The sequence below is a fragment of the Fictibacillus sp. EA-CB0309 genome, from assembly GCF_055814265.1.
This window is the reverse complement of the sequence record NZ_CP169271.1, coordinates 822200-838055: the sequence shown is the minus strand read 5'-3', so window position 1 is coordinate 838055 and position 15856 is coordinate 822200. Positions and strand designations below refer to the sequence as shown.

Annotated in this window: 13 protein-coding genes and 3 pseudogenes; 1 reads left to right on the top strand and 15 read right to left on the bottom strand. The window is 36.2% G+C overall.

Annotation, left to right across the window (positions count from 1 at the left end; all coding sequences use genetic code 11):
* Nucleotides 1–89: 89 nt before the first annotated feature.
* Nucleotides 90–820, bottom strand: a pseudogene (locus tag ACEWFH_RS04715) (N,N-dimethylformamidase beta subunit family domain-containing protein).
* Complete coding sequence (locus ACEWFH_RS04710; RefSeq protein WP_473726320.1) at nt 817–2301, bottom strand: cell wall-binding repeat-containing protein; 1485 nt, start codon at nt 2299–2301, stop codon at nt 817–819. Before ACEWFH_RS04710 ends, ACEWFH_RS04715 begins: the two are co-directional and overlap by 4 nt.
* 236 nt (nt 2302–2537) lie before the next feature.
* On the opposite strand from ACEWFH_RS04710, the gene ACEWFH_RS04705 reads away from it, so the two are divergent.
* Nucleotides 2538–4169, top strand: coding sequence for a cell wall-binding repeat-containing protein (locus ACEWFH_RS04705; RefSeq protein WP_473726319.1), 1632 nt, complete (start codon nt 2538–2540; stop codon nt 4167–4169).
* A 44-nt stretch (nt 4170–4213) separates the two neighbouring features.
* On the opposite strand, the gene ACEWFH_RS04700 is transcribed toward ACEWFH_RS04705, so the two are convergent.
* The 13 genes and pseudogenes from ACEWFH_RS04700 to ACEWFH_RS04640 all read right to left on the bottom strand — a co-directional run bounded on the left by ACEWFH_RS04700 (nt 4214) and on the right by ACEWFH_RS04640 (nt 15702).
* Nucleotides 4214–5503, bottom strand: a complete 1290-nt coding sequence (locus ACEWFH_RS04700) for a cell wall-binding repeat-containing protein (RefSeq protein WP_473726318.1) — start codon at nt 5501–5503, stop codon at nt 4214–4216.
* Nucleotides 5504–5542: 39 nt separating this feature from the next.
* Nucleotides 5543–5701: pseudogene (locus ACEWFH_RS04695) on the bottom strand (cell wall-binding repeat-containing protein); the annotation flags it as partial.
* Between the two features lie 11 nt (nt 5702–5712).
* Nucleotides 5713–5868 carry a hypothetical protein gene (locus ACEWFH_RS04690; protein WP_473726317.1) on the bottom strand — a complete coding sequence of 52 codons (156 nt, stop codon included), beginning with the start codon at nt 5866–5868 and terminating at the stop codon, nt 5713–5715.
* 156 nt (nt 5869–6024) lie between these two features.
* Nucleotides 6025–6819, bottom strand: a complete 795-nt coding sequence (locus tag ACEWFH_RS04685) for an LTA synthase family protein (RefSeq protein WP_473727213.1) — start codon at nt 6817–6819, stop codon at nt 6025–6027.
* A complete protein-coding gene (locus ACEWFH_RS04680) occupies nt 6816–7466 on the bottom strand; it encodes an LTA synthase family protein (protein ID WP_473726316.1) in 651 nt (216 codons plus the stop codon). The genes ACEWFH_RS04685 and ACEWFH_RS04680 overlap by 4 nt, the downstream gene beginning before the upstream one ends.
* A 520-nt stretch (nt 7467–7986) precedes the next feature.
* Nucleotides 7987–8997: a UDP-glucose 4-epimerase GalE gene (gene galE / locus ACEWFH_RS04675; RefSeq protein WP_473726315.1), complete on the bottom strand. Its 1011-nt coding sequence runs from the start codon at nt 8995–8997 to the stop codon at nt 7987–7989.
* 124 nt (nt 8998–9121) lie between these two features.
* Nucleotides 9122–9247: pseudogene (locus tag ACEWFH_RS04670) on the bottom strand (LysM peptidoglycan-binding domain-containing protein); the annotation flags it as partial.
* A 44-nt stretch (nt 9248–9291) separates the two neighbouring features.
* Nucleotides 9292–9984 (bottom strand): C40 family peptidase, encoded by a 693-nt coding sequence (locus ACEWFH_RS04665; RefSeq protein WP_473726314.1) that lies wholly within the window; start codon nt 9982–9984, stop codon nt 9292–9294.
* Nucleotides 9985–10240: 256 nt separating this feature from the next.
* Nucleotides 10241–11914, bottom strand: coding sequence for a cell wall-binding repeat-containing protein (locus ACEWFH_RS04660; RefSeq protein ID WP_473726313.1), 1674 nt, complete (start codon nt 11912–11914; stop codon nt 10241–10243).
* Nucleotides 11851–12216, bottom strand: a complete 366-nt coding sequence (locus ACEWFH_RS04655) for a hypothetical protein (RefSeq protein WP_473726312.1) — start codon at nt 12214–12216, stop codon at nt 11851–11853. The genes ACEWFH_RS04660 and ACEWFH_RS04655 overlap by 64 nt, the downstream gene beginning before the upstream one ends.
* Nucleotides 12217–12312: 96 nt before the next feature.
* Nucleotides 12313–14328 carry a penicillin-binding transpeptidase domain-containing protein gene (locus ACEWFH_RS04650; protein WP_473726311.1) on the bottom strand — a complete coding sequence of 672 codons (2016 nt, stop codon included), beginning with the start codon at nt 14326–14328 and terminating at the stop codon, nt 12313–12315.
* A gap of 166 nt (nt 14329–14494) precedes the next feature.
* Nucleotides 14495–14884: a C40 family peptidase gene (locus tag ACEWFH_RS04645; protein ID WP_473726310.1), complete on the bottom strand. Its 390-nt coding sequence runs from the start codon at nt 14882–14884 to the stop codon at nt 14495–14497.
* Nucleotides 14869–15702: a peptidoglycan-binding domain-containing protein gene (locus ACEWFH_RS04640; RefSeq protein WP_473727212.1), complete on the bottom strand. Its 834-nt coding sequence runs from the start codon at nt 15700–15702 to the stop codon at nt 14869–14871. Before ACEWFH_RS04640 ends, ACEWFH_RS04645 begins: the two co-directional genes overlap by 16 nt.
* Between the last annotated feature and the right edge of the window lie 154 nt (nt 15703–15856).

Genomic DNA, 15856 nt, shown 5'->3' with positions numbered 1-15856 from the left:
TTTTAAAAATGCATTCTCTGCCGATTCACTTCTTTTGTAACAAAAGTAAAAAAGACACCTCATTGTTCAAATGAAGTGTCTAGCTAAATTTATTGACCTATTAGTTTTGCAAGTGCATTAACAGTTATCTTTTCAATGTATTTATTGTGTTGTGCAAAATCTTCATGCCCATACGGATCTAAGAACCAGTTCCAATAGAAAGTACCTGTAGCAAATACTTTTCCTCCTGTTGATTTGTTATACCAAATCACATGAGCGCTTGTATCATTCCCATATAAACGGACTGGAGAATCGGCAATGACTTCAACACCAGACATATGACCGTCATAACGATCAACTTCCCCACCTATCACGCCTTCTATCTTGTCACCTCTTTTTAGTCCTGTACCACTATAAATCCAGTGTGATGGATTTGAAACAACAAGAGCCTGTTGTTTTTTTCTGGAATCCCTGCATACATTAATCCCATTACTTCTTTTTCTGGACGGTTAACAGGCATGTCACGGAAACGAGTTGTCACTTCTGAAGGATTTGTTAGTAGATATGGATCCTCATTTGCTCTAATTTTATATCCGACCATTAGTCTGTCGTTATGGTGTAGTCTAACTTGCCAATACGCAACATTAGCATTAAAGACACCTAAGTTCATTCTGGATTTCGTTTCCCTTTGAATGCTGTCTCTCATTGCTTTTGTCCAATATTCATCATGGCCTGGTATTAATAACAACTTTGTATTTAGATTTGTTAAATATCCATTATCTACATCTGTATCTGTAAAGTAAGTCAATTTGTACCCTTTTTTCTCAAGCCATCGAATCATGTTATATTCATAGGCAAAAATTCCCCTGACCCTCTTCCATTATTATATGGACGGTCGAATGATACTTTTACAGCAGCTTCTTTATTTGTACTGTTATATCCGTAAAGGCTTTTTCCACCCCAGTTATTATAAGCATTATAAGTATTTGTAGAGATCAGTACACCAATAGATGCTGTAGGATTTCTATCCTTTACAACAAAAGTGATATAACTTGATTTTTGATCCTTATTTGTCATTTTGGCCAAATAAACACCAGATTTCCAAGTTTCATTAATTCTTAAAGGAATAGTGGATTTCCAATTGGCATCCATTGTTCCTGGATCTGCAGCAAATGACTGTTTATTTACGGGAAGGTCTTTTATTGTATGTACAAGCTTCGCACCTTCTCCGTCATCATAACCCATGCGGAAAACTTCCATTTTATAAGGTTGTGTACTATGAATATGAAGGTTAAGCAATTCTCCTGGAAAAGCTGATGTTGAAGAAGCATAACCCTGAAGCGCTGTTCCAGAAGGTTTAGAGATTTCCCATTGATGTGGTATCTCAAGGACTGAAGGATTTACAGAACCCGTTCCACCCAAAATTGTAAAGTTGTTGATATTTCTTTCATATATAATATCTTTCGTCTCAGTAGGCAGACGATCTGGAAACGTTAGCAGCATTGGTGCATGCTGCTTTGCTGCAAGTACTGATCCTGTAAGAGCATCTGCAAATGTCAAGCCAGTTGATAAAAAGGCGTGCTCCGTAGGCAGATTGAGTTTTCGTATAACATTAGATGCTACTTCAAAACGATTCTTACCATCTATTCTTGTTGGAGCAGGAAGTGAATCTTCTACAGTGGTTGTAATACTTCCTTTACCACCAACAATCAATGTTTTATGAACGTTTTTCTCAGTTAGTGCCTTTTCTGTAAATGACGGAAGTTTAGAAGACAAGGTTAATAGAATTGGTATTTCCTCTCTTGCAGCGTATGGAGCGATCGCTAATGCATCTGGAAAATTCATTCCGTAAGTAATAATTGCTTGCCCATTATTTGATAGTTTTTTTGAAATTTTATAAGCTACTTCAAATCGGTCTTTTCCAGATATTCGTTCGACTGAACTTTTTAACTCTTTAAGATCATCTGCTACTTCATTTGAAATACTTCCTGTTCCTCCAATAATAATTATTTTTCTTGGTTTAAGTCTTATAATCTCTTTTTTTGTTGTTTCCGTTAATTGATTTGGTTGTGTTAATAGAATGGGTGCATTTAATTTATACGCTAAAGGAGATGCAGAAAGTGCATCTGCATAGGCTAGATGATTTGAAACGATTACTGTATCGGCTGTTTGTGGCCATCCTTTTTTTGAAACATGAACTGCAACCTCAAATCTGTCAAATCCCGAGATACGTGTGGATTGAATATTATGAGCACTAGCCTCTAAAGGTGCAAGCATGAACATGTTGGTAATTAACATAGCAAACATCCATTTGAAGTACATAAAAATCCCCCTGTATATTTTTGTAACAATTCTATGATAATAGTTATCTCGGATGTTTCATACATAATTTTACTATTTTATTATTTTTTAGAATTATAGCCGATATTTTATATAACAACGCAAGATGTAAATTTATTCTAGATAATAGTAATATCTGCCCATTTCACAAATGTTTTTTTCATATATTATTATCTTGCATGCCACGAGGTATAGCTTATTAAAAGGGGAAAGATCGAATGAAGTCAAAAGGGATCATTACAAGTGCAATTTCTTTATCATTACTTACTTCTTTAGTTTTCACAACTGGAGCAAGTGCAAATACAAATACGATTGATACAAATCAGCTTTCAACTGACAGAAGTTCAGTTCAAATAAACAATTATAGGCTGCAAGCAACACAAACCTCTATAACGTATAAGCAAAATATTAATATGAATCAGATTCACGAATATTTCTTTTCAACAGGTGGCGGCCAGTTCAATGTTTTAGGACTGCATAGCACAGACGAAGTATTTTTTACCATTACGAATTTAGATACAGAAGAAGTTGAATATGGAGACTCGTCAACTTTTAACTTACCTGCTGGAAATTATATTTTTGAAGTACAGAGCGTAAGCGAAGCACCTGTCGGTTATGAGTACAAGCTTTCGGGAACATTTACAGCTCAACCGTCAAACCAGCTGCCAACTCTCTCTCTTACTAAACCTGCTACGCATGATGTTAGATTAGCAAAAGGAAGTACTCGATTTGATGTAGTGGGTACAACAAATGCTGAATCTCTAGACATGTATCTTAATTTTCAAGAACCAATCAGTCTGGGGACATCATTTAATACATCTTTAACTGTCAATCCGGGATACAATATAGCAGCATTTAATGCTTTAGATGAAGATACATCGAATGCTGTTTGGTCATTCTACAATGTAGTTGCGCCTGGCATTAAACGTATTGGTGGAATAGATCGTTACGAGGTGTCTACTGGAGTAAGTAAAGTATTAGAAGATCAAGGCGCTTATGCGGGTACAGTCATTATTGCTAGAGGTGATTTATATACCGATGCATTATCCGGCGGACCACTAGCGGCACTAGAAGGAGCTCCCGTTTTATTAACAGGAACAAAAGCTTTACCAAGTACAACAATTAATGAACTAAACCGCATCAATCCAGATAAAGCTATTATACTGGGAGGTACTGGATCAGTATCAAGTAATGTAGAAACACAATTGCGTTCATTAGGTATACAAACCATCCAAAGAATCGGTGGAAAAGACCGCTTTGAAGTTTCCGCAGGCGTTGCAAAACAGATGGCTGAATACGCTGATACAGCGATTATTGCAAGCGGCTTGAATTTCCCAGACGCATTATCTGCATCTGGCATGGCAGGATATGCGGGTATGCCTATTTTATTAGTTGGAACAAGTACAGTACCAGATTCTATCCAAACGTTTATTAAAAATAATTCAGATATTAATAACTTCATCATTGTAGGTGGACCGGCTACTGTTTCTGACTCTGTAAAAACGAAAATACAGCAATTAAGAAGTGGTGCAATCGTTGATCGTATCGGCGGTTTGAACCGTTATCAAGTTTCTATCAATGCTGCGAATTACGGAATTGAAAACTATGGAATGGACTTAAGCTCTTTAGTTGTAGCAAGAGGTGACGTTTTCGCTGATGCTCTATCAGGAAGCCCGCTTGCATCTTTCGCAGGTGCACCTATCTTATTAACAACTTCTACTAAAGTAGAAAATAATATCTTAAATTATTTAAAACAACATCAAGGAGAAACAGACTTTATGTATATCCTTGGTGGTACTGGTTCAATCACGACAACGACAGAACAACAGCTATCAAGTTTTATCAAGTAAACAAAAAAAGCTTCCTTAAACAAATTGTTTAAGGAAGCTCTTTTTTATCTATAGAAATTTTCAATTGCTTTTGCTAAAGATAAACTTCTGCTATTTTGAACACTTGACTGTTTTAATAAAGAGATTTCATTAGTGTTAGACATGTACCCTAGCTCAATCAGGATAGAAGGCATTGTTGTCCATCGTGTTACATACAAGTTGTGATCCTTAATGTACCCTGCACCAATACCGCTGTACTTAAGGGCAGTCGATGCAACAGGTGCAAGATTTTTACTTTCTACAGCAGCAGGAGATGGAGAAACGGTATCGTAAGCAATGATATCTCCTTGATAACTCATACTTTTGACTGTACTGCCATCTTGATAGTAAAATAATTTGTTTTGTGTATCTTCCCTAACAAAAGGATAGCTTTTTCCTGCAAATACGACATAGGCATCTTTTGTCTCGATACCAGGTCGATAACTGCTGTAATGAATACTTTGACCTGTGGCTGTTTTATCTACTGATGAATCGTGATGAATGCTAATAAATAAATGCGCACTTTTTTCATTAGCAAAGGCTGCTCGATCTTCTAAAGAAATAAATTGATCGTTGGATGGATCCCGAGTATATATGATCTCAGCACCCATACCTTTTAAATGACCTGCTAACAACTTTGTAAAACTCATATTCAAATTCTTTTCATAGATGCTTCCATTTACAGCACCAGGATCTGACCCACCATGTCCTGCATCAAGTACAATTCTTTTACCCGTTAAAGGAAGCTCACCTTTTAATTGTGAAACGACCGTATTACTTACAGATCCTGTACCTCCAAAAATAGTAAAACTAGTAATCTCACTTTGATCAATATAAGTTTTTGTTACAGCAGGAATTGAACTCGATTGCGTTAACAACAAAGGCATGTTTTGCTTCGCAGCTAGTACCGATCCTGTTAAAGCATCTGCAAAAGTGGTTCCATTTGATATAGCCGCTTTTGTTGATGAAGGACTAAATCTCTTCGCAATATTTACAGCTACTTCATAACGATCTTTTCCGCCTAACCGAAGCGGATTAGTCAATTGACTTTCAACTGCACTTGAGATGCTTCCTGTTCCACCAACAATCACCGTTTGCTGAGGCTTCTTTTCTTGAATAGCTCTTTGTGTAAAGTAAGGTAATCGATCTTTAGTTGTTAATAGAATAGGATATTCATGTTTAGAAGCATAAGGAGAAATACTTAGTGCATCGGCAAATGTAGTACCATTAGAAATGACTACTTTTCCGGCAGGGCTTAATTTCTGAGAGACTTTATATGCCACTTCAAAACGGTCTTTTCCGCCGATTCTTTCCACAGTCTTACCAAGACTAGTTACTCTCGACACAACATTTTGATTAATACTGCCTGTTCCACCAATAATGATAACCTTTGAAGCATTTAACCTTTTAATCTCTTCTTCTGTTTTAGCATTTAGTCGATCAGGATTTGTTAATAAAATAGGTGCATTAAGTTTATAAGCTAACGGAGAGGCAGAAAGTGCGTCTGCAAAAGCTTGATAGTTTACTAATAGTACTGTGGAACTTCCAGAAGCCCACCCTTTTTTGAAACATTAACTGCTACTTCAAAACGGTCCTGGCCGCTAACACGTTCAACCGATACTGCAGCGCTAGCACTCGTTACATTACTTAATAATATAAGTGCCAGTGCAAAAATAAACATACTAATTTTTTCTTCATAGTTCCCCCTTATTTAAATAAAACATACTATTTGATTATATCTTCTTTTATTCAATATTTTGCTAAAATAATCTAAAATTCTACAAAATAAGAAGATAGCACTAAAAAACCCTTATGCATAATACATAAGGGTTAATTTTCAGTAAGACTTGTCACCTTTTTCAGGTAAATTATTTAAATAGTAATCAGATAGATTTAATAATTTTAAGATAGTATCCCTTTTTTGAAACGCTGTGCTATTCTCTACATAAAAAGGTCCATTCTTTTCGATGAGTTCTTTCGTTTGCAAGTTATAAACTTGACCGCTTCCTTCTTCTTCTCGATTTACAAAAAGGTTATCCTTATCGAAATACGAACCTGCCGGTAAATAGTACCTCATTCCGAGTATATTATCCTCATAGTTTAAGAGATCATGTCCAAAGTGAATTTGATTCTCTATATTGATGCCTAATAGATTTGTAACTGTAGGCATAATATCAATTTGGCCTGCTAAGTTAGTTACCTCACCTTTATAATCACCTGGTACATGAATTAGAAGTGGAATGTTGAAACGGTCTGCTAAACCATAAGAATGGCCAAGGAGATTTGTCATTAGCTTCTTATCATTCACTTCTTCCGGCTTCGGATGGTAGCCAGAGTGATCACCATAGATAACTACTATTGAATTTTCCCATAAATCACGTTCTTTAAGACCATCAATAAATTGGCCTAATGCGTAGTCAGCATAATGAGTAGATTTAAGATAATTACCAATCTTAGTATGGTTAAATTGCGGCGGTAATTGAATTCTTTGTTTTTTATTTGGGAGTTCAAATGGGCTATGACTAGTCATGCTCAATACATGAGCATATATTTGATTGTGTTTTGCTGAAAGATTGGATAATTCTTTTAAAGTTTCTTCATAAAGAACCTCATCTGAAGGTCCAAAACCTATAACATCTTTATCTCCAAAAAAGACTCCTCATAATACTTATCAAAACCTAAAGAAGGGTAAAGCTTTATTCGGTTCCAATATTCAACATTATCAGCATGAAATGTAGCTGTATAATAGCCATATTTACTCAATACTCTCGGTAAACTTGGGATTATTTTATCCTCATAGATTTTAGAAGATGGTTTATTCCCAGCCGGATAAAGCGACGTATTAACTAAGAATTCTGCATCAGATGTATTCCCTGCCCCAATTTGCTGGTAAGTGTTGCTGAAATAAAAACTATCTTTAACTAATGAATTTAAGGTAGGTGTAATTTCTTTATCATCGACTGTAAGATCAATTAAAAAATTTTGAAAAGATTCTAATTGAATAATGATTACATTCTTATCTGCTGCTATATTACGATATTTGATATCCTTTTGATTTAAGGGTTTAATTCCTTTAAGAGAATAGATCTTGTCGTTAGTTAGATTTCCGGTATTAGCAAGTGCTGGTAATGCTTTATCTTGATAATATTGCATTAATTCATATTGGAGAATACCCTTACTTTTCGCCAACGCAAGTACATCTGTAATTTGTTCATTCTTGTTAAAGTAAAATTGGCCTGATATAGAGATTATACATAGTATTGCAAGTCCTGCAGCCAACGATCCATTACTACGATCTCTTTTTTGAAAAACCATAATATAAGATAAACGATAAAGACATCGATAAATACGAGGAAATATTGTGGTTTTATTAAAGCGTAGATATCCTCTTTTACTGTTCCTACTTGATCGATTTGAAATAGGTCATAGTATGTAGGCAGAATTTGATAATACTTTACATAAACGATGAGTATAAAAAGAAAATGCTGTAAAGTAAATTTACAAGAAATAAATTAAACAACTTATTGATCGGCAATAATACGGCGAGCAATATAAATAATAAAATAAACAACATATCCGTTGTTAAAGAAGTTAATACATTGAACTCTCCAAATAAGACGTATCTAATTATCAATAACTTTAAAAATAGTATAACTGAATATATAACGGCAGGATTCCCTGCTATATGTTTTAATTTGTTTTGCAATTCTTTACCTCCTATATAACTACTATTTAATGTTAAACTATTTTATTGATTAACAAAAGAAAAAAATCAGCCAAATTTTGGCTGATTTTCTTATCATTCATATCCATTCTTATTTTTTTGCTGCCAGTTCCAAGAATCGCGTAACATATCCTCAAGACTATGTTCGGCTACCCATCCTAATTCTTGTCTTGCTTTATTTGGATCTGCGTAACTTACACCAATATCTCCAGGGCGACGGTCTGTTACTTCATATGGAATAGTCACACCAGTAACTTTTTCGAAAGTCTTTACAATGTCAAGAACACTGTAGCCTTCACCCGTTCCAAGGTTATATGCATCAACAATATTATTTGTTAATACTTTATCCAACGCTTTAAGATGTCCTTTTGCTAAATCCACGACATGAATATAGTCACGCACACCTGTACCGTCTTCTGTATCATAGTCGTTACCAAATACTCGTAATTTGTCTAGCTTACCAACAGCAACCTGTGTGATATATGGTGTTAAATTATTTGGAATTCCGCTTGGATTCTCTCCGATTAGTCCTGTTTCATGGGCACCAACTGGATTGAAATAACGGAGTAACGCGATACTCCATTCATTATCTGAAGTATATAGATCTCTGAAAATTTGTTCTAACATTAATTTTGACCAGCCATATGGATTTGTAGCACCAAGTGGCGTATCTTCCTTAAGAGGTACCGTTTCAGCTGTACCATATACAGTGGCAGATGAACTGAAGACCATCTTTTTAACACTAAACTCTTTCATAACTTCACTTAAAATAAGCGATCCCGTAATGTTATTGTGATAATAATAGAGCGGTTTTTCTACAGATTCGCCTACTGCTTTTAAACCAGCAAAATGTATAACAGCTTCTATTTGATTTTCAGAGAATACGTTAGTCAAACCTTCTTTATCCAACAGATCAACATGATATGATTTAATTTCTTTTCCTGTTATTTCATTAAGACGATTAATAACTTCTGTACTGCTGTTCATAAAGTTATCAACAATTACAACCTCAAAGCCGGATTGGATAAGTTCAACAACTGTGTGACTTCCAATGTAACCTGCTCCACCTGTAACGAGTATTGCCATAATTAAACCCCCAAGAATACTTTTTATTTATTTTAACAGATTAACGATATATAAGTACATAAAAGGAAAATTCCACTTAAAAACAAAAGCAGCCTCCATTGTAAAGTGAGGCTGCTTTAAATCGTTATTTCTTAATTGTCAATTTTTGACCAATATAAAGGTTAGTAGATTTTAATTTATTCGTATCTGTAATTTGTTTTACTGTAGTGCCAAAACGGTAGCTAATTCCCCAAAGTGTATCCCCTGACTTTACTGTATAAGAAGTAGCAGTTGGTGTAACTGCTTTAGCTGTAGTTACTTTTTTGTTGTAGAAGAAGCTTTAGCACTCACTTTAAGCGATTGTCCTACAGAAATACTTGTTGATTTTAATAGATTTAGCTTTTGAAGATCAGCTACAGTTGTATTGTATTTCTTGCTGATACTCCAAAGCGTTTCTCCTTTTTGAACCTTATGTACAGTTCCCTGAACCGATCCATCAGCTTTATAAACCGTAGTTGGTTTTGGTGCTGCTGCCACGACTTTAGAAGCTGCTGCTTTATTAGAAATAACACGTCTAGCCGTTACGTAACGTGAACCCCAATAATAAGGTGAAAAAGCATCTGCAAACGCAACACCTTTTGATTGAGCATTTAACATCTTTCCGTTTCCTGCATAGATACCAACGTGGTTAATGGAACCATTAAAGTCAGTATCATAGAAAACAAGATCTCCTTTTTGAAGATTTGCTTTAGATACAGGTGTTCCTACTGAAGCTTGTCCTGCACTTGTTCTTGGCAACGTAATGCCATGTTTAGAAAAAACGTAAGAAGTAAATGAAGAACAATCAAATGTACTCGTATTACCAAATGCTGAACCATATCTATAAGGTGTCCCTAAATAGTTGTCACCTGTGTTAATAATATCATCACTCAATGAAGCGTGTACAAGATCTCCCGATGAAAACAATACGCCGGCTGCTAGTGCTATAGACATTAATTTCTTATTCATGTATGTAAGTACCTCCAATTGATTATGTAAAGTTTCGTTAACCAATTGGGTTCAAGTATCTTTAGTAGATTAGTTCGAAATATGTAGATAATATCGGATATACATTGTATGATTCTACCTTTTCCTTGACCCCATCGCCCTATGTCAATGGTAGCATAATTAACCATGGTATTTTATTACATGTTTATTACATATCCGACCTATTTTTCGTAATTTTTGTAACATTTTGTTATATTCCGTCGTTTATTACTCTATCTTACTGATTCTCAAGTGTGGTTTGAATAGAATCAGCCACTGATCCTGTTCCACCTAAAATAGTAAACTCTAAGATCTTCTTTTCTTTTACAATCGTCGACACAGTGGTTGGCAGCCTATCTTTTCCTGTTAATAAAAGAGGTGCATGACTTTTTGCAGCTAATACTGAGCCAGTGAGAGCATCAGCAAATGTACTTCCTGTTGCTAAGTAAGCTTGATCAGCAGAAAGATTAAGATCCCTTATAATATTGGTTGAAACTTCATACCGATCTTTACCGCCAATTCTTATAGGATTAGGTAATTGGCTGTACACGTCTGTACTAACACTTGCAGGACCACCGACAACAATTGTGTTTTTTATATTAGTCAGCGCAGCTTTCGTCTCATTTGGCAATCGATTTGGAACCGTTAATAAAATCGGATATTTTTGTCTTGCAGCATAAGGAGCTATAGACAAAGCATCTGGAAAGTTGAGACCGTTTGCTACAATAGCAGTAGTTGACTCATTCAACTCTTTCGCTATATTGTAAGAAACCTCAAAACGGTCCTTCCCTTCAATTCTTCTAACATGGTTTACAATTCCATCTACCTCATTATAGACATTCTGATTAATGCTACCTGTTCCACCCACAACAATTACTTCATTTGGATTAAGTTTAAGAATTTCATTTTTAGTTTCAGCCGTTAATCGATCTGGTTGTGTTAAAAGAATAGGTGCATCATATTTATAAGCTAATGGTGAAGCGGCTAAAGCATCTGCAAATGCGGTGTGATTTGCGAGTATAACTGATTTACTAGATCCAAATCCCTTTTCGGCCACGTTCACGGCAACCTCAAAACGATTCTTACCCGCTAGCCTTGAAACTCTGCCTTTATTTGAAGGAGCTTGTACTAAGCCAAATCCAAAAGCGGCATCCTTCCCATTGGCTCCAAGATCGAGTGTAAGGTGTTGTAATTTTAATCGTAATCCCTGATTAGTTAGAGTTGGGTACCGTTCCTTTAGTAAAGCTAGGTTACCAGAAACATAAGATGACGCAGCAGATGTTCCGCTTATCTTGGCATATCCGTTGTTTAAATAAGTACTATAAATACTGCCTCCAGGTGCTGCTACCTCAACAGCAGAACCTGTTGCGGAATTAGATAAACGTCTGTTGCTTGAGTCTGTAGCAGAAACTGCAATTACCGTATTATATCGTGCTGGATATTCTACTGTATCCCCACTACCGTTTGACTTACCGTGATTTCCAGCAGCCCCTACAATTATGATTCCACTATTGTACGCCTTTTCTAGTACTTTCCTTAATCCTGGTGAATCAACTTGTTCTTCCAAAGACAAACTTAAATTAATAATGTTCATCTTATTAGTAATAGACCATTCTATACCTTTAATTAGGGTATCAATCTCACCTAATCCCTGTTTATCTAAAACTTTTACTGCATAAAGCTTTGTATTTGGAGCAATCCCTACTGAACCAAAACTGTTATTCTTAGCTCCTATGATTCCAGCCATATGAGTTCCATGTCCATTGTCGTCGTAATAAGATTTAGTATAAGATTTAAAAGAAACCCCGCCTGAGATTTGCAGGTCGGAATGCGGCGAAATACCTGTATCTAAGATCGCGATCTTAACACCCGTGCCTGTAAACCCTGAACTCCACGATCTTTGGACAACCATTTTATGTATGCCCCAATCTGTAACCTGGCCTTCAACTTTGATTTTTTCATTTTTTGAACAGAATCTATTGCAGGATTATTTTTTATGTAAGTTATTTTATTTTCTGGTACAACGGCTGTTACCATCGGAACATGCTTAAACATATGTTTAACTTTTCCGCCTGTTTCCAGAACGATATCTTTATTAATCTTATCTTTATAAACAATAATTACTTCTTTTTGTTTAGGCACACCATGTACATGCTGTGTCTGCTGGGAAAAGCACGCAGCAAAAAGAAAAATACTTAAAAATAGTTTTTTCATTACATTTACTCCTTATTTATCTTTCGGAATTTTTACATTTTTTACAATACTATTAGTATAAAATAAAACCTCCCAATAAAGGAGGTTTTATCAAATTTATTTTAAGTTTTCTCTTAGTACATTCTTAACTTTCGGAGTTACATAGTGACTGCCGTTTCTTTTCTTAACATCTTCTATCATCATAGAAACTAGAAGCGATGGATTTTGGGTGTTATAACCGACAAACCAACCCAATTCTTTACCATTCTTATCATCCAGACTTGTTTTCAATTCCGCTGTCCCCGTTTTCCCTGCAAGCGGCAAGTCTTTCATAAAAGCATCTTTGTGAGCTGTTCCATTTTTATTGGCCACGACCTGTACAAGATCAGCACTTATCATTTTCGCTGTTTCTGGTGATATTACGTTTTCTTTCCAGACAGCCGTCTCTTTTGCCTGATCTAACCTTGGCGTCAACAAGTTTCCTTCATTTAAGAACGGTGTGTAGGACATGGCAACATGCAGTGCACTCATTTGGACCTGCCCTTGGCCGAAGCCACTGTCAGCGAGCTGCCCTTCACTCATGCCACCTTTCCCAACAGAAGATGCAGTGAATGGGAAGGAAACGGGTAACTCCTCACCAAATCCGAATCTCTTCAAGCCCTCTGTAAACTTGTCTTCACCTAGGTTTAGCGCAGCTTGAGCAAAGTAAATATTATCTGAGTAAATAAGCGCTTTTTCCAGGTTTACACTTGGAACATCAGTAACCCTCGTTACTCTGTAATCCCCCCAGGCTTTCTTATCTTTTTGCCACGTTTTACCCGATACTTTCATTTCTGCGTTAGGGTTAAGGGTTCCATTTTCAAGCCCGATAGCAGCCGTTAAAGGTTTGAGTGTTGAACCTGGTGCATAGACATATTTAAAACGGTTTAACATAGGCTGTTTCGGATCATCTGCCCATTTTTGTCTAAGCGCTTTTGTTAATCCTAACGAAAATTGGTTCGGATCATATGACGGACTATTTACTAGCGCAAGTACATCTCCTGTTTTCGGGTGAATGGCAGATGCTGTTCCAACGTCCGCCTTCATCTGGTTGTAGATTGAAAGCTGTACCTTGGTATTAATGGTTGTTTTTACATCTGTTCCGTTCTGTACTTCTTTTTGTGCAAGTATAGATTTTTCTGCACCCTTGCTGTTTAGGATCTTGATCAAACCACCGCTCGTGCCACGCAGCTGTTCTTCGTACACTTGCTCAAGACCCGCTTTACCAATCCAGTCTTGTGATGAATAGCCTTTTCCTTCTAACTTCTCTAAATCCTCAGCAGAAATGGGTGCAATATAACCAGTAAGGTGTGCTGCAGCTTCTTTTAAAGGATAAAGTCGAGTCGATTTCTTTTGATAATCAACGCCTTCTAGTGCAATGATGTCTTTTAACTTTGCGTCTTCTGCCGATACCTTTTTAATTGGTACAGCTTGATCTGGTTTCACCCACGGCTGATCCAGCTGTTTTTGTATTTCTTCTGTCGTCATCCCTAGCAGTTTAGATAAAGGTGCTAGTGTTTTCGCTTTATCTTGAGGCAGTTTATCAGGAACAATAATAATTTCTGCTGCCACACCATTTATGGCAAGCGGTTTTCCCTCGCTGTCTAAAATCTGCCCTCTTTTCGGTGAGATGGATGAAGCAGAGATACGGTCACCTTTTTTCATTTCAGGAAAAATGTGCGACGTATTCCACTGGATCCCCCACTTTTTAGAATCATCCTTTTCTTCTAGATTCATTTTCATGTCATGTGAATATTCTATAGGTCCGCCAAGTGTTTCCATCTTAACGGTATAAGGAAGACTTACATTCTCGCTTTCTTCTTCCTCATTTTTCTTTTGCTTTTTCATAGTAACTTCCAACTTGCTGACTTCAATACCACTATAAATAGCTTTATAGCGCTTTATGAAATCTTCTTCAGAGATCTCCTCTTTGGATTTAGAATCCAGCAGCTTATACATATTCTTAAAATCTTTCTTTTCCCAATAACTCATATACTTTTCTAATGTATTCTCTGGCTTTGGTGGTTCTGAGCAAGCTGATAACAGCCCTAAGCACAAGACAGTTAATAAAAGTAATTTACATATATTCTTCAAAACATTTCTCCTTCTCAACAAGTTTTGTCACGACAAACATTATCCCTTTTAAACACTTGTTTATTATAACAAAATAGTTGGGAATTTATTACTGATAAACATCTGATAGTTTACTGATAAAGAAAAAACCTTCTGAGAGATCAGAAGATTTTACTAAATAGCTATTTTAATAGTTTACTCTTTTTGAGCCAAGGTAAATATTTTGCCAATAAGGTAGACTGAGGTTGCTTACTGTTACGCCTGTACTCGAACCACTATGTACAAATTGATTGTTGCCAATATAAATTCCTAGATGTGAAGGACCCGTTGTATACGTTTCAAAAAATACAAGATCACCTACTTCAGGCTGTGATACTTTTGTGGTCGCATTCCACATCTGAGCAGTAGTTCTTGGAAGACTAATGCCTTCTTTTGCAAATACATACTGAATAAAACCGCTGCAATCAAATCCTTTAGTTGTCGTTCCTCCCCATTGATAAGGTACACCCATTAGCTCTGAGGCGTTAGCAATCACATTTATTGTAATCTGATTACGAGTAACTACAGGTTGCTGCACTTGATTTTTTCCACTTCAGATATCATATTTAATACGGAAGTCGTCACAATTCCTGTTACAGCAAGACCATTTGCTTTTTGAAACTTCTCAACACTTTCTTCGGTTACAGTTCCAAAGTAATCTGTAATCATCGGATATGTGAAATAGCCTAGATTTTTCAGTCGTGTTTGGAGCTGAATCACTTCTGGTCCTTTACTGCCAAACTTTAACTGAACCGTATCTGTTTGCGGAGGTGCTGGTGTTGAAGGATTTGGTTTAGTTCGAGATGGTGCTGGCGCTGGTGTTGAAGGATTTCTTTTAGCTGCCACTTGCGTTTGAATTCGGTCTATGGTTGTTGCATCAGCTACTCCTGTTGCTTTTAACTTTTGGCTAATCTGAAATTTACGTACTGCTTCCGTGGTGATTGTCCCATAGTATTCAGTCGTTTTGTAAAACGTAAAAAAGCCAAGAAATTTAAGGTCATCTTGAAGTCTCTTAACCTCTTTACCCGTTGAATTAAGTTTAAGCACCTTTTCAGACGGTGATGAAACAGGTGGTTTTGCTACTGAAGAAGAAGGTTTAGTTTCTGCAGGCTTTTCTTCTTGGTGTGATTTTTCCAATAACTTGCTGTATGTATTTTTACCAACGATTCCATCAACTACTAGACCGTTCGCTCGTTGAAAATCCATAACAGCCTTCTTTGTTACTGGCCCAAAATACGTAGTCGTTTCATAATAATTAAAAAAACCTTTATTTTTTAAAAGAGACTGAAGTTGTTGTACATCCTGATGAGTAGTTCCTTCTTTTAGCGTTTGATCTCCAAGGGCTGCCTCACCGATTACGGGTGCTGCTAAAAAGCCCCAGCAAAAGTCGAAGTCATGACAAAGCGTTTGATTAACTTCTTATTTTCCATTTCTTCCTCCTTTTACTAATTTTACTATTTCATTTCTGTTAATATCGACAATATCCTTCTAAGATGTAGAATAAATATGC